The 19,469-nt window shown below is 42.9% G+C and carries 16 protein-coding genes; 2 read left to right on the top strand and 14 right to left on the bottom strand.

Annotation, left to right across the window (positions count from 1 at the left end):
* Positions 1 to 249: 249 nt before the first annotated feature.
* The 4 genes from dapB to QWZ17_RS04885 all read right to left on the bottom strand — a co-directional run bounded on the left by dapB (position 250) and on the right by QWZ17_RS04885 (position 3,669).
* Positions 250 to 999, bottom strand: coding sequence for a 4-hydroxy-tetrahydrodipicolinate reductase (gene dapB, locus QWZ17_RS04900; RefSeq protein ID WP_290303875.1), 750 nt, complete (start codon positions 997 to 999; stop codon positions 250 to 252).
* Between the two features lie 44 nt (positions 1,000 to 1,043).
* On the bottom strand, positions 1,044 to 1,682 hold the full coding sequence (locus tag QWZ17_RS04895; RefSeq protein WP_290303873.1) for a DUF5683 domain-containing protein: 639 nt from the start codon (positions 1,680 to 1,682) through the stop codon (positions 1,044 to 1,046).
* Positions 1,683 to 1,934: 252 nt separating this feature from the next.
* Positions 1,935 to 2,861, bottom strand: coding sequence for a ParB/RepB/Spo0J family partition protein (locus tag QWZ17_RS04890; protein ID WP_290303871.1), 927 nt, complete (start codon positions 2,859 to 2,861; stop codon positions 1,935 to 1,937).
* Positions 2,862 to 2,865: 4 nt separating this feature from the next.
* Complete coding sequence (locus tag QWZ17_RS04885) at positions 2,866 to 3,669, bottom strand: ParA family protein (RefSeq protein ID WP_290303869.1); 804 nt, start codon at positions 3,667 to 3,669, stop codon at positions 2,866 to 2,868.
* Positions 3,670 to 3,967: 298 nt separating this feature from the next.
* Between QWZ17_RS04885 and QWZ17_RS04880 the strand changes: the two genes are divergently transcribed.
* The gene (locus tag QWZ17_RS04880; RefSeq protein ID WP_290303867.1) at positions 3,968 to 4,489 is read left to right on the top strand and encodes an NADPH-dependent FMN reductase; all 522 of its coding nucleotides are present in this window, start codon (positions 3,968 to 3,970) and stop codon (positions 4,487 to 4,489) included.
* Between the two features lie 48 nt (positions 4,490 to 4,537).
* Here QWZ17_RS04880 and QWZ17_RS04875 read toward each other — a convergent pair whose 3' ends face one another.
* Positions 4,538 to 6,475 carry a T9SS type B sorting domain-containing protein gene (locus QWZ17_RS04875; protein WP_290303865.1) on the bottom strand — a complete coding sequence of 646 codons (1,938 nt, stop codon included), beginning with the start codon at positions 6,473 to 6,475 and terminating at the stop codon, positions 4,538 to 4,540.
* 201 nt (positions 6,476 to 6,676) lie between these two features.
* Here QWZ17_RS04875 and QWZ17_RS04870 point away from each other — a divergent pair, with 201 nt between their 5' ends.
* Positions 6,677 to 7,996 (top strand): PQQ-dependent sugar dehydrogenase, encoded by a 1,320-nt coding sequence (locus QWZ17_RS04870; RefSeq protein WP_290303864.1) that lies wholly within the window; start codon positions 6,677 to 6,679, stop codon positions 7,994 to 7,996.
* 453 nt (positions 7,997 to 8,449) lie between these two features.
* Here the strand turns inward: QWZ17_RS04870 and QWZ17_RS04865 are convergent, their stop codons facing one another.
* From QWZ17_RS04865 to QWZ17_RS04825, 9 genes are all read right to left on the bottom strand, one after another.
* Positions 8,450 to 9,379, bottom strand: coding sequence for a hypothetical protein (locus QWZ17_RS04865; protein ID WP_290303862.1), 930 nt, complete (start codon positions 9,377 to 9,379; stop codon positions 8,450 to 8,452).
* Positions 9,380 to 9,678: 299 nt separating this feature from the next.
* On the bottom strand, positions 9,679 to 10,863 hold the full coding sequence (locus QWZ17_RS04860; protein WP_290303861.1) for a M20 metallopeptidase family protein: 1,185 nt from the start codon (positions 10,861 to 10,863) through the stop codon (positions 9,679 to 9,681).
* Positions 10,856 to 11,320, bottom strand: a complete 465-nt coding sequence (locus QWZ17_RS04855; RefSeq protein ID WP_290303860.1) for an SPOR domain-containing protein — start codon at positions 11,318 to 11,320, stop codon at positions 10,856 to 10,858. The genes QWZ17_RS04860 and QWZ17_RS04855 overlap by 8 nt, the downstream gene beginning before the upstream one ends.
* 152 nt (positions 11,321 to 11,472) lie before the next feature.
* Positions 11,473 to 14,784, bottom strand: coding sequence for a preprotein translocase subunit SecA (gene secA, locus QWZ17_RS04850; protein ID WP_290303858.1), 3,312 nt, complete (start codon positions 14,782 to 14,784; stop codon positions 11,473 to 11,475).
* Positions 14,785 to 14,973: 189 nt separating this feature from the next.
* Positions 14,974 to 15,897 (bottom strand): bifunctional riboflavin kinase/FAD synthetase, encoded by a 924-nt coding sequence (locus QWZ17_RS04845; protein ID WP_290303857.1) that lies wholly within the window; start codon positions 15,895 to 15,897, stop codon positions 14,974 to 14,976.
* 84 nt (positions 15,898 to 15,981) lie between these two features.
* Positions 15,982 to 16,710, bottom strand: a complete 729-nt coding sequence (gene truB, locus QWZ17_RS04840; RefSeq protein WP_290303855.1) for a tRNA pseudouridine(55) synthase TruB — start codon at positions 16,708 to 16,710, stop codon at positions 15,982 to 15,984.
* A 296-nt stretch (positions 16,711 to 17,006) separates the two neighbouring features.
* Positions 17,007 to 17,807 (bottom strand): undecaprenyl-diphosphate phosphatase, encoded by an 801-nt coding sequence (locus QWZ17_RS04835; RefSeq protein ID WP_290303853.1) that lies wholly within the window; start codon positions 17,805 to 17,807, stop codon positions 17,007 to 17,009.
* Between the two features lie 124 nt (positions 17,808 to 17,931).
* Complete coding sequence (locus QWZ17_RS04830; RefSeq protein ID WP_290303852.1) at positions 17,932 to 18,216, bottom strand: DUF3098 domain-containing protein; 285 nt, start codon at positions 18,214 to 18,216, stop codon at positions 17,932 to 17,934.
* A gap of 172 nt (positions 18,217 to 18,388) precedes the next feature.
* Positions 18,389 to 19,267, bottom strand: a complete 879-nt coding sequence (locus QWZ17_RS04825) for a cell division protein FtsX (RefSeq protein WP_290303850.1) — start codon at positions 19,265 to 19,267, stop codon at positions 18,389 to 18,391.
* Between the last annotated feature and the right edge of the window lie 202 nt (positions 19,268 to 19,469).

Genomic DNA, 19,469 nt, shown 5'->3' with positions numbered 1-19,469 from the left:
TTATTTACAAACGTTTTGGCAAAATAATACAAGCACTTGTTTAACAAAAGTACTTTGCTGTTAAAATAATATAAACCATTGGTTAAAATACAATGAGCCATATTTTTTCACCTTAAACAAGCACCAAAAACAATTGGTAAAATAGTATCGGGAGCCGGAGAAATAGCAAAAAAGCGACAGTCATGGAAATGACTATCGCTTTTTTTAATACTATATCGGCACCATTGTGCCTGCTCATAAAACGAGTGCTTAGCTTTTAAAATCGAACATGGCATCAACAGAGTAAAATCCTTTTTTGTCATGAATCCACTCGGCGGCAAGTACCGCGCCTAAGGCAAAGCCATTACGATTGTGGGCAGTATGTTTAAATTCGATGGTATCAACTTCAGAATCGTAAATAACGGTATGGGTGCCCGGTACACTATCAATCCTTAATGATTCTATCAGCAATTCGTCCTGCTTTACATTTTTGTCATCATCATTATCATCCGTGGTTAAAACATTAACCCAGTCGGTTTTTGCATTAAGGTTATCAATAATACCTTCGGCAATGGTAATGGCCGTTCCGCTTGGCGAATCCAGCTTTTGCATGTGGTGAATTTCTTCTACCTGTACATCATAATACGGGTAGTTATTCATCACCTTAGCCAATAAACGGTTAATATGGAAAAATATATTTACACCCACGCTAAAGTTGGTGGCGTACAGTAAGGCGCTATCGCTATCCTTGCACTTCTGTTTGATCTCATCTAACCTATCGTACCAGCCTGTTGTACCTACTACTATGGGCACGCCCGCGTTAAAGCAATGTTCAATATTGCTTATTACAGATCCCGGCATGGTAAATTCAATTACCGCGTCGGCCTTTTGCAGGTTTTCGGCAGTAAGCTCATGCAGGTTTTCATTATCAATGGTTGAAACAATTTCATGCTTACGGCTAAGGGCAATCTTCTCTATGATTTTGCCCATTTTTCCGTAGCCCAGTAACGCTATTTTCATTTTTTAAATTTATGTTGATTAACAGCTAAGCTATAAATATACTGTTAAAACGTAAAGGTAACTTTTATAGCCGGAACATAGCTACTTTGCGCGTAAACCGGCTGATTTATGAGCGATGGCGTTACTTTCATACTAAAGTTATTATCTACCGTATAGGCGTTAATAAATTTTGCTTCGATATAAGCCTCCACCGTTTGGATACCCCAGGCTCCTAAAATACCCAAAATGGCTAAATCGCGGTTGCGGCGGTAACTATCCAGGTAATCATAAACGTTTTGCGCGGGCACCTGATTATCGGTATAAGCCTTCCACTCTTTATAATAAGGATCTGTAGTTTTGGGGGTTATGCCGTTTCTGTAATAGTGCGCTACTACATCAAACTGCTTATAATATTTTTGGTTGAATACAACCGCCGAACCCAATAAACCCAGGCCCCCGTAAATGATAGGCACTTTCCACCAGCTATGGTTATAAACCTGCCCCCATCCCGGAATCATCAACGAATGCATTACCGCTTTGTGCGGGCTATGGGTACTATCGGGGTGGTATACCTTTTCTTTTTTTATTGGCGGCGCAAACGAGCCCGGCGCCGTGTTGGATGCTTTTTTAAAAGTGTCTTTTTTAGCTACAGTAGCGGTATCCGCGTGCGGCGTTTGAGCCTTCGCAGTAAAGGCAAACAGCATTGTAAAACCAATAATTAACAAATATTTATACATATAACTCATTAAAGCCACCCAATGGGCTTAGCGGCTTGCATTTAAATTGTGACAAAGATAATTTTTAAGCTTGTATTAAGCGTATGCTTTAACACAGTACATCAGTAACTTATTTAAACCCGAAATATTATATGCTGATGTTTATACATGGATATAAATAAAAAACCGCGAGCATTTTAATGGCTCGCGGCTTATATTTTTGATAATTATTGCACGGTTTTACCAATCCAGCATCTCCAAAATACGGCCCAGGTCATCTTCTGACAGGAATGGTATTTCAATAACGCCATTACCTTTGGCGCCTACCTTAAGTGTTACCCGTGTACTAAACTTTGAAGCTAAGTCGTCCTGAATTTTTTGCATTTGGTATGATACCGGCTCGGGCTGTTTGCCTTCTTTTTTAACCGGAGCCTTCTGCATCTCCCTAACCAATTCTTCAACCTTACGAACGGATAAACCTTGCTGAATGATATGCTGATGTAAATATAATTGCTTGGCCGGGTCATCCATGGTGATCAATGCCTTAGCATGGCCCATAGTTAAAGCACCGTCCCTTATAGAAGCCTGGATGCTTGGCGGCAATTTTAATAAACGCAGGTAGTTGGTAACTGTCGATCTGTTTTTGCTCACCCTATCGCCCAGTTCTTCCTGTTTAAGGTTACACTCCTCAATCATGCGCTGAAAGCTAAGGGCAACCTCAATGGCATTCAGGTTTTCGCGCTGTATGTTTTCTATCAGGGCCATTTCCAGCATCTGCTGGTCGTTAGCCGTACGCACATACGCAGGCACCTGGGTTAAGCCAGCCAGCTTTGAAGCCCGGAAACGGCGCTCGCCCGATATCAGCTGATATTGATGCGCGTTAACACGTCTTACCGTTATTGGTTGTATAAGGCCCTGCAGTTTAATAGAGTCGGCCAGTTCATTTAGAGCCTGCTCATCAAAATCGGTACGTGGCTGAAAAGGGTTTACCTCAATCTCGCTTAAGCGGATCTCGTTAACCGAACCAAGGCTATTTACCTCGGCAGCCGATGTTGAAGCCTCCTCTTTTTTATTACTGCTTTTATTTTGGTATGGTTGTACGTTTACAGAGTCATTCAACAGCGCACTTAATCCTTTGCCCAGGGCATTTCTTCTTTCACTGCTCATTTACTTATACTGATGCTGTTGCCGTTGTTACCTCGCTTTTTACAAGGCCATTCTTATTCAAAATTTCGCGTGCAAGGTTTAAGTAATTGATCGCTCCTTTACAGGTAGCATCGTGCATAATTACCGATACACCAAAACTTGGCGCCTCGCTTAAGCGGGTGTTACGTTGTATAATGGTATCAAACACCATATCTTCAAAATGCGTTTTAACCTCGTCAACCACCTGGTTGCTCAAGCGTAAACGCACATCATACATGGTTAACAGGATGCCTTCAATCTCCAATTGCGGGTTAAGGCGCGATTGAACTATTTTAATGGTATTTAACAATTTACCCAAGCCCTCTAACGCGAAGTATTCGCACTGTACCGGTATAATAACAGAATCTGCAGCGGTAAGCGCGTTAATGGTAATTAAACCTAACGATGGCGAGCAATCAATGATGATAAAGTCATATTCGTCTTTCACTGCATCAAACACCTGTTTCATTTTATACTCGCGACCGCTTAAATTGATCATCTCAATCTCGGCGCCTACAAGGTCAATATGTGCTGGTAACAGGTCTAGGTTAGGCGTTTCTGTTTTTTGAATTGCATCATGCGGATCAACCTGGTTAATGATACATTCGTAAATACTGTTCTTAATATTACGAGGATCGAAACCTATCCCGGATGTAGAGTTAGCCTGTGGATCGGCATCAACCAATAATGTTTTAAAATCTAATACAGCTAAACTTGCAGCCAGGTTTATAGATGATGTAGTTTTTCCTACGCCACCTTTCTGGTTGGCCAAAGCAATAATTTTACTCATTCTATATGTATATATTTGATATTACGATGATTTATAATAACGTAAAGTAGCTTTAGAAATTCTACTTTCGTAAAGTTTTATTCTAATGCGTAAAGATACGGAATTAAACAATTAGGAAATCCACAGGTTTAGTCAATTTACAAACATAATTAAGGCAATTATTGAATTACTGATTTATTGAATTATCGAATCCTGGCTCATTTTACATGTATTTTACTTTGCGTAAAGTTTATTAACCCAGGTGTTCTTCAATATAAAACTCAGTAATTCAGTAAATCAATAATTCAATAATTAATACATGGTAACTATTATAGCATCCACCAATCGCCCGGGCAGTTCAACTTTAAAAATGGCTAAATATTATCAGCAAAAGCTGGGCGAAAAAGGTGTTGAAGCTAATTTGTTATCCTTAGGACAATTGCCCGCCAACTTACTACAAACCGACCTGTACGGTAAGCGAAGTGCCGAATTTTCAGAAATACAGGAGATTGTTACGCAAACCGATAAGTTTTTATTTATTATCCCCGAGTATAATGGCAGCTACCCCGGTGTGCTGAAAGTTTTTATTGACGCCTGTAGCTTCCCGGATAGTTTTTACGATAAAAAAGCCGCGTTGGTGGGCGTATCATCGGGCAAGTACGGGAACATCCGTGGGATAGATCACTTTACCGGGGTTTGCCATTATGTACACCTTAACGTAATGCCCCTAAAGCTTCACATAGCTGCCATACACAAGGAATTTGATGCCGATGGCAAGCTGATAAACGCCGATACCTTAAAGTTTACTGATGAGCAAATTGACAAGTTCATCGCGTTTTAGTAAAAGGCAGCTTTCTTAATTCCTGGTTGTTGGTTCTTGACTCTATTTCTACTTAACCAGCAACACCCAACCCGATAGTTTGGGCGTACCATTTTTAAGATCAATAGTGTAATAATAAGTTCCGGTTGGCAAGGTGATACCATTGCTGGTTCCGCGCCAGGGCTTGTCATAGCCTTTGCTTTTAAAAACCACCTGCCCGTAGCGGTTAAATACCGTGAGCTCGCTTTCGGGATAAGTAAACAGTGCTTCTATATTCCAGGAATCATTAACACCATCGCCATTGGGCGAGAAAGAATTGGGGACGATGATTTTTTTATAAACCCGCACAAAAACGCTGCTTTCGGCTATGCCGCAATTATATTGCGATGATACGTGCAACGTGTAGGTAATATCATCGGTTGGGCTGGCAACCGGGTTAAGAATAGTGGGGTCACTTAATGCCGTAGTGGGGGTCCAAGAGTATACATTGGCGTTTTTCGCAGTACCACCAAGGGTGATAGATTGCCCTTCAAACATAGCGCGATCCTTGCCAGCATCCGCTATAGGTGGCGGCAGTACATTAACGGTTACTTTGGCCGATTCAACGCAGCCCGAACTGGTAGTTGCAACAACTATGTAAACAGTAGTGTCTGTCGGCGTAGCCACGGGCGTGGCAGATGTAGCATCGCTTAAACCTGTTGCGGGTGTCCAGCTATAACTCACCGCACCGGACGATGAAGCCGCAATGGTAGTGCCGGCACCTTTGCAAATAGTATAAACAGGGTTAGCAACCGTAATAACAGGTTTGGGGTTAACCGTTATTTTAGTGCTTTTGGTAACACTACAACCACTGGCATTCGTTACTGTAACGGTGTAGTTGCCGCTAACGGCTAACGCGGCGGCATCAATAACTAATGGGTTTTGATTTTTATTAGCGTTGGTAATAGCCGGCCCAGCCCACTCGTAGGCCACTCCGCCGGATGCTGCAATGGCAACCGCGTCCCCTTCGCAAACCCCTACCGGAGGTATATCCGGCACAACCGGGTATGAGTTAACCGTAACGCTAAGCGGTGCCGACGAAACTCTGCACTCCGGCGAACCGATATTCGATTGCTCGGCTGCCGATAACCGGTACTGGTAAACGCTGGCCACATTATTGTTTATGGTGAAATTATAAGTATCTGTTGTTTGTCCGGCAATATCTACCCAGCCGTTCCCATCAGATTTATTGATCTGCCATTGCAGCGCCGGATCGGTATACCCGTCACCTACCTGTGCTTTTAAAGTATAATTCTGAGATTGGCCCACGCATTGATTTTGGGGCTGGTTTGCACCAATGGTAGTAAACCCCGTTTGAATTACCGGGCCACAGGCCCTAAACTGAATATCATCCAATAACAAATCATTTCCGTTACCGCCGGGCGCTTCATTTGACAGCTCAACAATAACGCTGTTGATATTGGCTGGTGTGGTAAAAAATAAGCTAAACTTTTGCCATTCGGGTCCTGCAGTTGGCGGTACTACATTTTCGCTTGATTTTAGGATAGTTCCATCGGGAGCCTTGATGGTAAATTTAATATCCGGCTGGATGGTTTGATCATTACTTGCAGATAGCTTGATGAGGTTTAACACATATGCCGAAAACTCATAGGTTGTTTTTTGACACAACTGCAGGTTGATAGGTTGGGTGTAAAAAACGCTTTTGGCAAATGAAGCATTTATAAACATAAAATACCCATTAGGGTCGCCGGTGTGATCCTGGGTTACCGTGTGCCAGGTATCATGACAGCTCCCACCCGAATTAAGATCAACCGTACTATTGGCAATAGTATAATAACCATCATTAGGGCAAAATGAGCTAACATAATACATGGTGGTATAAGGCAGCGCTGCACCAAAATTATTGCCCGCTCCAAAAGTTTCGTTAACTACAGCATCGCCCAGGGCGCCTTTACACACGTCGGCCGTTTGCGCATTGGCATTGCCAACGACAAATGTTAATGCCACTAATAAATATAAAGAAAGAAGATGCCGGCGCATTAATTAGGTTAACTTTAAAAGCTATCCTTCAAATGTATATTTTTTTATCGAAGCCAGTGTAAAAAACACACATGGTAATGCATTATATCAAAATAGTTATAAAGCAGGCGATTAGCAAAACAAAGTATCGTTAAAAAAGTTAACTTTTAAGAGAACAAACCTAAAAAAATGAAGCATCATTACGGCTTGCTTATAATTATACCGGCTTTACTTTTCGCCGCCTGCAAACCCAAAAAAGCCAGCAATTTTAACAACGCGGATACCGTTGCCGACAAAAGCAACCAGGTAGTTAAATTGGATGCTCCTTATGCCACTAAAGCGGTAAAAAATTACTGCGATGTTATTGGCTGGCCCAAAAACAAAACACCGGTTGCCCCCGCAGGTTTTACAGTGAGTTTATATGCCGATGGCTTAAATAATCCGCGTAATATTTACGTTGCCGCCAACGGCGATGTTTTTGTATCCGAAGCCAATACCGAAATCATGGGTTTAAAGAAAATAGGGGCCGATATCATCGGCGTGAGCAAATCTCAAAACCTGGGCAAAAGCGCTAACCGGGTAACCTTGTTTAGAGATACTAATGGCGATGGCAGGCCCGATTTTAAAACCACTTTTTTAAGCGGCTTAAATCAACCATATGGTATGCTGATTTTGGGCGATTGGTTTTATGTTGCCAATACCGATGCCTTATGGCGCTACCCCTACAAATTGGGCGCAAACGCCGTTAGCGGCAAAGGTGTAAAGATTTTGAGCTTGCCAGCGGGAGGTTACAACAATCACTGGACCCGTAACCTTTGCGCCAATGCAACGGGCACAAAAATTTACGTATCGGTAGGATCGGGCACCAACGATGCCGAGCATGGTATGGAAGTAGAAAACCGCCGCGCCGATATCCTGGAAATTAACCCCGATGGTACCGGCGAACGCATTTATGCCAGCGGCTTACGTAACCCTGTAGGGATGGCATTGCAGCCCGGAACCGGCGCTTTATATACATCCGTAAACGAAAGAGATAATTTAGGAGATAACCTGGTGCCCGATTATTTGACCAGCGTAAAAGAGAATGGATTTTATGGCTGGCCCTACGCCTACTTCGGCCAGCATGAAGACCCCAACCATCAAGGCGAAAGCGATGAGATGGTGAAAAAGGCCATCGTACCCGATGTTGCTTTAGGATCACACACCGCATCATTAGGCTTAGCCTTTTATAACGGCAAGTCATTCCCGGCAAAATATCGAAACGGCGCGTTTATCGGCCAGCATGGCTCGTGGAACAGTTCAAACCTGGTTGGGTATAAAGTGGTATTTGTCCCGTTTATAAACAATAAACCTACTGGGCAAATAGAAGATTTTTTAACAGGTTTTGTTGCCGATGCTAAAAGGGCTAAAGTGTACGGCCGTCCGGTTGGGGTTGCAGTAGCTAAAGATGGTTCGTTGTTAGTGGCTGATGATTCGAGTAATAAGATTTGGTGTGTGAGGAGGAAGTAATTATTGATTGTCGTAAATAGCTTAAAAACCCACGGCCCTGAATGACGAATGATGTTACGAACTATCCTCTCTACCCTGTCATGCTGAGGAACGAAGCATCTATTCGCAAATTTTCAGAGCGAATAGGAATGGCGTGGATTAGATCTTTCACTGCGTTGGATGACAGAGTTCAAAATACATCATAGATAGGAGATACGACGAAACAATCCCCGATATACAGAGCCACTTTACATGTTTGATCTGCGAATAGGGGATTGCTTTGTACCTACCGATGACAAGTTGTAAAAAACAAAGAGGGCCGTCAGTCTGAGCCTGTCGAAGACTCGCGCGCAGAGGCCTTCGCCCGCGTGCTTCGACAGGCTACCCATGACCCCATTTTTTTTTGACGTTGTCGTTTCACTTTCAGACTCCCTGGATTTTACAACTCGCAATGACGGTACTTTTTATCTCCTTTTACTCTTTCCTATAATCTTTATGCACAATTAAAAAGCTGGCGCGTTCTTCCTTGTGGAAAGGGATATTCCAGTTGCCTTGATAGGTGATTTTTATAGGCAGTAGCTGTCCGTTGAAGTTGTTAAGTTCGATGTTCATCTGCACGTTAAAATCGATAAACATGTTGCTGAATTTAAGATCGATGTACCGGCCGAGGATTTCGAAAGTGCGCTCGTCAAAAATGGTGGTCATTTCCTTAATCATAGTATCACCATCAGATGTGCTAGGTTTGCAGCGAACTTTAAAACGATATACCGGAATACTATCCAGGTATTTACCGCGGGCAAATTCGTAGTAATAAAACTGCTGCATGTCCCTGCTGAATATCTCGGTTTTATCGCCAATGAATGGGATACCCCTCACCCTTCTGCCGGGTGTAAATACCAACGTTTTTAATTTGGCCTTGTATCCTTCATCTTTGCCACCAACGCCAGGCAGCCCGTCCCCCTGGGCTACAAAATCTGAATTATAGGCATTCATGAAAATGTAATCAAACATCTCTACGGTGTACAACTCGTATTTGCCGTTCTTTTTATAAACCGCGCCACTGTCCTTTTTAGCCAGGTATTCTATTTTATGCTGACCGACCACATTACTATGCCTCAGCTTGCGGTAAACCCTACCATCAACCTTGTTCTTTTTATCGTAGGTAAAAATGCGGTTCTCGGCAGTAAAGGCGTAGCCCTTCATGTTTTGAAAAGCCTTGTAAAAGCTGGTATCGGCCATCACGGCATCAATAAAATCCTGCGCGTTTAGCTTATGCGATTTAATATCAACCAATGAATCGATAACAATGGTACGGATTGTATCGGGATTAAAACGCGGAATTTGCTGTGCAAAAGCAAAACTGCTAACAATAGTAAACCCTACAACTAATAATAATTTCTTCATCACTAAACTATTGACGGTTTTGTCCCCATGTCATGCTGTGTTGCAAAATCTGCGGATTCTGAAAGCGGAAATGACTCAAACCCATTTTCTCCACCTTGTCATCCTGAGGAACGAAGGATCTTCTTCGCCCTGTAAGTCGCCTGCTTTTCCATTGAAGAAGATCCTTCACTGCGTTCAGGATGACAACTTTTTTTACAACAAGCCATGGGACGACTTGATTTCAGACTTTTTATAACGTAGTACCAGACTTACGAAGTTTTAAAAACTTCGTAAGTCTTTCTTATTCATTTAGCTGAGCTTTAATTACCCAGCTGCTTAATAGCCAAATACGCCATTAACCCGGTACTTATTTTAAAAGCATCTTCCTCCACATCAAAGGTTGGGGTATGTACCGATGAGGTGATGCCCCGGGCTTCGTTGCGGGTGCCTAAGCGGTAAAAGCAGCTATCGGCAACCTGCGAGTAATAGGCAAAATCTTCGGCAGCCATCCAGATATCCAGGTCGAGCACATTTTCTTTACCTAAATAATCTTCGGCATGACCGCGGGTGGCGTTTGTTAACACCTCTTCGTTGATCAGGAACGGGTAACCACGCATAATATTAAAATCACAGCTACCGCCCATACTTTCGGCAATACCTTCGGCCATCTTTTTCATGCGTTTGTGGGCTTCGGCACGCCAAGCTTCGTCCATGGTGCGGAAGGTTCCTTCCAGGTAAACCTCGTTAGGGATTACGTTGGTAGCACCATTGGCAATTACTTTACCGAATGATAAAACCGACGGGCTTTTAGGATCGGCAAACCTGCTTACCACTTGCTGCAAAGCCGTTAATATATGCGCGGTAATAATCACCGGATCTATATTCTGTTGTGGTTGCGCGCCATGGCCTCCTTTACCTTTCACAGTAACATAAAGTTCATCTGTCGAGGCCATGTACTTACCTGCACGGAAACCTACCTTACCGGCCTCTATTAAAGGCATTACGTGTTGGCCTAATACTGCCTGGGGTTTTGGATTTTCCAGTACACCTTCTTTGATCATTAAACTTGCACCGCCGGGCAATTTTTCTTCAGCAGGCTGAAAGATCAGTTTTACCGTACCGGCAAATTCGCTTTTAAGTTCGGTTAAGATCTTAGCAGTTCCTAATAATGACGAGGTATGCGCATCATGACCGCAGGCGTGCATTACACCAACGTTTTGCGATTTGTATGGCACATCATTTGCCTCAGTGATAGGCAAAGCGTCCATATCAGCGCGCAGGGCTACTACTTTATCAGATGGTAAATCGCCTTTAATTAAAGCTACCAGGCCGGTATCGGCCATTTTTTCATAAGTCAATCCTAATTCTTCAAGCTTTCCCGCTACAAAAGCAGATGTTTTTTGCTCATGAAAAGATAACTCGGGATTAGTATGCAGGTGGCGGCGGTTGGCTACCACATCGTCAAATATTTTTTGGGATAACTCCTGTATTTTTTCTTTAATCATCGTTGGCATCAGCTTTAGGTAGATTTATTTTTTCGGATATAATAAACAGGCTCGGGAACTGGGCGCGCAATTGCTGCATCAGTTTCTCGGCTTCCAGGCGGGTCCTGAAATCGCCTGCACGTACTTTAAAATTGGGTTCGCTGTATAAAATGTACGTTCGCAGTTCGGGGAATTGATTTTGTAAGCGGGCCTGGGCATTATAGGCATCCTTACGGTTGCTGCCGCTAAAGAATTGAACCCGGTAACCGTATGATGAGGATACACCTGGCGCTATACCCGTTTCTTTGTTTAACGCAAAGCGTTTGGCTATCAATGTATCCATCAATGGATCTTTAACCACTTCAACCTTACCGCGGGTTTGGGCAAAGGTTTGGGTTGATAAACCTATCAGCATAAAAAAAAAGCAGTACTTGATGAGGGCCTGTTTAGCTTTATGATCAAATACTGCTTTTTTCATTTTTTATTTACATCTAATATGGCCTGTCATGCTGAGCCCGTCGAAGCATGGTGGGCAGGGCCTCTACGCGCGATCCTTCGACGGGCTCAGGATGACAGGCCCTTTTTATTTTTCACCCGGCCTCCCCTTCAGGGGAGGCCGGGTGGGGCTTCTTAATTTTGCCCTACGCCGTGGCAGTTTTTAAACTTTTTGCCACTACCGCATGGGCAAGGATCATTACGACCGATTTTTTGCTCAACCCTTACCGGGCTTGCTTTTTGAACCTCCTGCGGAAAATCGTCCATCGGTACGCCATTGTTTTCGCTTACCATCTCGGCTTTGGTGGTTTTTAGCTTGCGCAAATCCAATTTTGGCTCTGGTTTGGCTTCCCTTACTTCTTCCGCCTGTTGCTGAACCGGGATACCGCCGCGGAACAGGAAGCTCACAATCTCTTTATTAACATTGGCCAACATGCCACGGAACAATTCAAAAGCTTCAAACTTGTAAACCAATAGCGGGTCCTTCTGCTCATAAACCGCGTTCTGTACAGATTGTTTTAACTCATCCATTTCACGCAAGTGCTCTTTCCAGGCATCATCTATCAGGTACAGGGTAACGTTTTTCTCAAAAGATTTAAACACTTCATGACCATGGTTTTCAACCGCTTTTTTCAACGGAACAGAAACCTGTATGCCATGGATGCCGTCGCTAAATGGTACCACAATGTTTTCAACGTATTGGCCACGCGTATCGTAAACATCTTTCAATACCGGGTAAGCCTGTGCTGCAACCGCATCGCCTTTACGTTTGTAAAAGTCCATTACGGTTTGGAAGGTATGATCAACTAAAGCGTTGATAGAGTTTGCGCCAAATTTATCGGCATCAATCTCCACATCAACAGAAAACAGGCGAATCATCTCTAACGTAAAACCTTCGTAGTTGTTAGCTTCTTTATATTCGGTAGTGATATCTTCAACCACATCAAAAATAGTGTTGCTCAAATCAACATCCAGGCGCTCGCCAAACAGCGCGTTACGGCGTTTGGTGTAAACTACAGTACGTTGTGAGTTCATCACGTCGTCATACTCCAGCAAACGCTTACGGATACCAAAGTTGTTTTCTTCTACCTTTTTCTGCGCACGTTCGATAGATTTAGAGATCATAGAGTGCTGAATAACTTCGCCCTCTTCGATACCCATACGCACCATCAGGCCAGAAATTCTTTCCGATCCGAATAAACGCATCAGGTTATCTTCTAACGATACAAAGAACTGTGAAGAACCCGGATCACCCTGGCGACCAGAACGACCGCGTAACTGCCTATCCACACGGCGAGATTCATGGCGTTCGGTACCTACAATGGCTAAACCACCTGCCGCCTGTACACCTTCGCCCAGTTTAATATCCGTACCACGACCAGCCATGTTGGTAGCAATGGTAACTGTACCTGCCTTACCTGCTTCGGCCACAATATCGGCTTCTTTCTGGTGCATTTTGGCGTTCAGTACGTTGTGTTTTATGCCGCGCAGTTTAAGCATACGGCTCAATAATTCCGAAATTTCAACCGAGGTTGTACCTACCAGCACCGGGCGACCGGCCTGGGTAAGTTTCACAATCTCGTCTGCAACGGCATTGTATTTTTCACGCACGGTGCGGTAAACCAAATCCTGCCTGTCCTCGCGGCTTGCAGGGGTGTTGGTAGGTATTTCAACCACATCCAGCTTGTATATTTCCCAAAACTCACCAGCCTCGGTAACAGCAGTACCCGTCATACCGCAAAGCTTGTGGTACATCCTAAAGTAGTTTTGCAGGGTAACGGTCGCGAACGTTTGGGTTGCATCCTCTACCTTTACATTCTCTTTAGCCTCAATTGCCTGGTGTAAACCATCAGAATAACGGCGACCGTCTAACACACGACCGGTTTGCTCATCTACAATTTTAACCTTGCCTTCGTCCAGGATGTATTCGGTATCCTTTTCAAATAAGGTATAAGCTTTAAGCAATTGGTTAACCGAATGGATACGTTCTGATTTGATCGAGAAATCGCGCATCAACTCATCCTTGCGGGCAATCTTTTCTTCATTAGTTAAGGTTGATTTTTCGATGTTGGCAATTTCGGTACCCACATCCGGCATCACAAAGAAATGAGGATCTTCGCCAGATGAGGTGATCAACTCAATGCCTTTTTCGGCCAGTTCAACCTGGTTATTTTTTTCGTCGATAACAAAGTAAAGCTCGGCATCTACTTTAGGCATGTCCTTGCCCTGATCCTGCATGTAGTGGTTTTCCACTTTTTGCAACACCGTTCTGTTACCGCCTTCGCTCAAAAACTTAATTAAAGCTTTGCTTTTTGGCAAACCGCGATAAGCGCGTAATAATGCTAAACCGCCGCCATCAACATCCGCGTTACCGTCATTGATCGCTTTTTTGGCTTCATTCAACACCTGGTTAACGTATGCTTTTTGGGCATTAACCAAACGCTCAATGCGTGGTTTTAACTCATAAAACTCATGTTCGTCGCCACGTGGAATAGGACCAGATATAATTAGCGGTGTACGGGCATCATCAATCAAAACCGAATCGACCTCATCCACCATCGCGAAGTGTAATTTGCGTTGCACCAATTCTTCGGGGCTACGTGTCATATTGTCACGCAGGTAATCAAAACCGAACTCGTTATTTGTGCCAAAAGTAATATCGGCTAAGTAAGCCTTGCGGCGTTCTTCAGAATTTGGCTCGTGTTTATCAATACAATCAACAGATAAACCGTGGAACTCATACAATGGGCCCATCCACTCGCTATCGCGGCGTGCCAGGTAGTCGTTTACGGTTACAATGTGTACACCCTGGCCAGCAAGCGCGTTAAGGTATGCAGGCAGCGTGGCTACCAGCGTTTTACCTTCACCCGTTGCCATTTCGGATATTTTACCCTGGTGCAACACGGCACCGCCTATCAGCTGTACATCGTAATGAACCATGTTCCAGGTAACTTCATTACCCGCGGCAATCCAGCTGTTATGGTGAATAGCTTTATCGCCTTTTATCAGCACGTTGCTTTTACGCGCGGCAAGCTCCCGGTCGAAATCGGTTGCCGTAACTTCAATTGTTTTATTGGCCGCTAACCTGCTGGCAGTTTCTTTAACCACAGCAAATGCTTCGGGCAATATATTAATCAATATATCTTCCAGCTCCTTGTTACGGTCTTTTTCAAGCTTATCAAGTTGGGTGTATAACTCCACTTTTTCGGCTACGTCCATATCAAGTTCGGCTTCGGTGCGATCTTTTATAGCTTTTATTTCGCTGTCGATACCAGAAAGGCCATCGGCGATAGTTTGTTTAAAACTTATTGTTTTAGCTCTAAGCTCATCATTGCTGATGCTTCCGAGTTTCGCGTATTCGGCCTTGATTTTTTCAACCAAAGGTCTGATAGCTTTTACATCCCGTTCTGATTTGCTTCCAAAAAGCTTACTGATAAAATCTAACATATTATTTTGATATGATCCTACAAACTCAATAATTACGCCATAGCGACAATTGAGGCCATATTGACAGGCAAAGGTACGTAAACCCCCTCTAAATCTCCCCCTGAAGGGGGAGACTTTTAAGAAACTTTTTAAATTGACAAAATTTCTGTTTTAAGCCCTACCCTTTAGGGGAGGGTTTGGGTGGGGCTTCTATAACAACGCCAACACGTCCACCTTATCCTGGGCCAGTTGAACTTTCAGGGCTTCCAGTCCGTCAAATTTTACATCGCCACGTACATAGTGGTGAAATTCCATTTTGATGGTTTGGTTATAGATCTCCTGATCAAAATCGAAGATATTAACCTCGATGTTACGGGTTAAGCCGTTTACAGTTGGGCGGGTACCAATGTAGGCCATACCTTTATAGGTTTCGCCGGCAATGATTACCGTAACGGCAAAGATTCCATCAGATGGAATAAGCTTATATTTTTCTTCCACAACAATATTAGCCGTTGGGTAGCCTATTTGCCGGCCAATCTGATCGCCACGCACTACTTTACCGGTAATAAAAAACGGATAGCCCAAAAAGGTATTGGCTAAATCTATTTTTCCATCTAACAGCGCCGTGCGGATACGGGTTGAGCTTATGGCAACTTCATTGATATCCTGCTCCGGAATCTCCACCACATCAAATCCATAAACCGGACCAAGCTTTAGCAAATCTTCCAGGCCACCCTGGCGGTCTTTACCAAAGCGGTGGTCGTAACCTATCACTATCTTTTTGGTGCCGATCTTATTAACCAGCACATCACGGATATAGCCTTCGGCAGTTTGGTTGCTAAAATCTCTTGAAAATGGCGTGATAATTAAATGATCTACGCCCAAAGCTTCCATGAGTTGAGCTTTTTCGGTAATGGTTGTGATCAGCTTGATGCTTTCATCTTCGGGATGCAATATCATCCTTGGGTGAGGAAAGAAGGTAAGAATTACGGTTTCGCCGCCGATTTGCTCCGCGAGTTCTTTAATGCCGGCTATAATTTTACGGTGACCGATGTGTACGCCATCAAATGTGCCGATGGTGACAACCGCGTTTTTTATCGCCGTAAATTCGTTTATATTATTGTATATCCTCATTTGATGAGTAAAAACACAAATTTAATTTTTTAGTTTATCCGGCTATATTATACTCGTTTTTTTACCGAGATATGTATATCAACCTTAGCTTTGATTGGCAATTGGCTCAACCGGCGCTTTCAACGCTCTGATGGTATTTACCAGCTCCATTACTTCCCAGGCATCCTCAACATTATAGTTACCACTTCTGGTACGCCTTAATTTTGACAGGTAAGCCCCATTATTTAAAGCCGCCCCAAAATCGTGCACTAACGATCGGATGTAAGTCCCCTTGCTGCAAACTACCCTAAAATCAACTTCCGGCAGCTCAATTCGGGTAAGTTCAAACTCGGTGATGGTTACAAAACGCAGTCTTCGCTCAACCTCCTCGCCACGGCGAGCTTTTTCGTAAAGGCGTTCGCCATCTATCTTAATCGCCGAATGTGCCGGTGGATATTGCTGAATATCGCCGGTAAACTGTGCGCAGTTATTACGCAGCTCTTCATGGGTAAGTTGGCTGATGTCAAATTTATTGTCAACCTCGGTCTCCATATCGTAAGATGGCGTGGTAGCGCCTAACACCATGGTACCGGTATATTCTTTTTCTTCGGCCTGGAAGGTATCAATCTGTTTGGTCATTTTACCGGTGCAAATGATAAGCAGCCCAGTAGCCAAGGGATCAAGCGTGCCGGCGTGACCAACCTTTAATTTTAAAGGTTTAAATGAATTACGAATTTTGCCAACCACATCAAAGCTGGTCCACTGGTAAGGTTTGTTCACCAACAGCAGTTGACCTTCGGCAAATTCTTCTATTTTATTGTAGGATTTCTTCAATTATTGCTTTTAAAGCGGCAAAGGTAGGGAAAATATCATTGAAAGGTTGTGAGGAGATTGTTGCATATACAGGGTGGCAGTTGAAACGTCTCTGTATGCTGGTGACGACTCACCCCGGCTACGCTTCGCTGGCCGACCCTCTCTCCGGCTAAAGCCGTATAGAGGGTGAAAACAATTTTTTTTCGCCCCTCTATGCGACGCAGTCGGAGAGAGGGGCAGACGGGCGGAGCCTCGTCGGGGTGAGTCGTCCCTTGGTTAGTTTACACCAACCCCGATTTAAAGCAAAAGAAATTGACTTACGCCGATAATTCGTGACCACTCAGTATTAAACCAATAAGCACTATACCTACTACAATGCGGTACCAGCCAAACATTTTAAAGCCTTTACGCTCTAAAAAAGTAATGAATGATTTAATAGCCAGCATGGCTACCACAAAAGCGATAATGTTGCCCACTACTAAAAACTCTATTTGCTCGCTGCTAAATAACGGTTTGCCTAAGTTAGCTTTATGAAAATCCCAGATTTCTTTTACAGTTGCGCCAAACATAGTAGGAACTGCTAAAAAGAACGAAAATTCTGCGGCGGCGGTGCGGGTTAGCTTTTGACTCATGCCACCGACAATGGTTGCTGCCGAACGGGAAACACCCGGAATAACCGCTAAACATTGGAAAAGACCTATTTTTAACGCGGTTGGATAGCTAATAGCGGCTTCTTCTTTAACGGCCGGTTTGTTAAACCATTTATCAACAAATAATAATATTACGCCACCTATCAGCAAAGAGCAAGCAACCACAAGCGGGCTTTCTAACAGGATGTCTATCTTCTTTTTTAACAATACGCCCACTATTACGGCAGGAATAACGCCAACAACCAATTTCAAATAAAAATCGATGGTTTTAAAGAAACGTTTGAAGTATAATATCACTACCGATAAAATAGCGCCCAATTGAATCACCACTTCAAACAACTTTACAAAATCCTCGGTGCCAATGCCCATGAATGATGAGGCTATAACCATGTGACCGGTAGACGATACCGGCAAAAACTCCGTAAGGCCTTCAATGATTGCAAGTACAATAACGTGAATCAGATTCATTGTGATTTGGGGTTGGGGTTGTTAGATTGAATGTATTTTGTTGACTAAACTAAATGATTATAAAAGGGCAAGATCAGCAAACATTCTGATCAAAATCTGTTCATTTACCTTAGTCAAACAATTATTACTTTACTTCCGGCTTTTTTAATATAGCATAAAAACCTAAGCCGAAGCCGGCCAATACTACTACCGGTGCAATAACAATTTTAGTAGTACTGTAAATATCTGTAGTACCAGACATCAGCACAAAACCAAAAGCAACAATTAAAGCGCTGATGATTAAAAATTTGTAATTGCTTTTATCAAAAATAAACTCTACAGGCTCGGTGCTGGTGGTTTTTGGAGCCTTTGGTGCAGCCGCACTTGCCGATGTTTTTAAAGGCGTGGTTGGTTTAAATTTCTCTGCCATCTTTTTAATTATTGAATTACTGATTTATTGAATTACTGATTGAATTCACTAATCAGTTTTGACTTTTTGATTTTGAATAATTGACCCGACCCGCAAATCAATTTTTGACTTTTTAATTTTGATTTTTGACTTCCCGATAAAAACCTTTCAGTTTTAACCTTTAGCCTTTAACCTATCTATACAGATCGTATATTTTTAAACGTAAAAACTTGTTAACTGCCAGGAATGTGCTAAAGCCCGATATAAAAATACCCAGACCAACAACGCCCAAAAATACGATACCAAATTCGGTGTAATTCTGTAGGAACACCAATTCGGGAATATTTTGATAAGCTACATATAAAGTTCCGATAAGCAGGATGATGGCAATTAAGCCTCCTAATAAGCCATGCCATATGCCGTAAAGCAAAAATGGTTTACGGATAAAACCTTTGGTAGCGCCAACTAACTGCATTGATTTAATTAAAAATCTTTGCGAATAAATGGCCAACCTTATGGTATTGTTAATAAGCGCCACTGATAAAATCACAAAAATACCGGCGAAGGTAAGGATGATTAAGCTGATAGCCTTTACATTCTCGTTCATCCTATCAACCAATGATTGCTGGTACTTAACCTCCTTAACCAATGGGTTTTTAAGCAGTTCGGCTTTAAATTTTTCGATATCCTTATTGTTGGCATAATCTGCCTTCAGGTAAATATCCAACGATTGCGAGAGTGGATTATAACCCAGGAATTTTACAAAATCTTCCCCAAGGTCTTTTTGCAGGTTGCGGGCAGCAAGCTCTTTACTTACGTATTGCGTTTGCTTCACCATTATATTGGCATCCAATTGTTTTTGTAATTGCAATACATCAGTTTCATGAGCGGCATCGTCAACAAAAATATTCAATACAATATTTTCCTTCACATAGCGCGAAATGTTATTGGCATCTACCAGTAATAAACCCAGCAAACCAACCATTAACAACACCATTGCAATACCAAATACCGTTGAAATGTAAATGGTTTTGGTTTTTTTTGCCGATGCACTTGCTTCAAATTCTTCCATTCTCTTTAGATATGAGATATGAGATATGAGATTTGAGATACCGAAACTGCCACAAAATGTAACTTTTTACCTATCTCAAATCTCATATCTCACATCTGGATTCGTGCGAAATTAAGAAACACGGCTTAAAGGTAAAAGTTTATTAATTATAAATGATGCTTGATACAGTAATAGCGTGCGGGTTTTAACATTTATTAACTTC

The sequence above is a fragment of the Mucilaginibacter flavus genome, assembly GCF_030409315.1.
Lineage (GTDB): Bacteria > Bacteroidota > Bacteroidia > Sphingobacteriales > Sphingobacteriaceae > Mucilaginibacter > Mucilaginibacter flavus.
The sequence above is the reverse complement of the archived record's forward strand: the minus strand, read 5'-3'. Positions and strand labels throughout refer to the sequence as shown.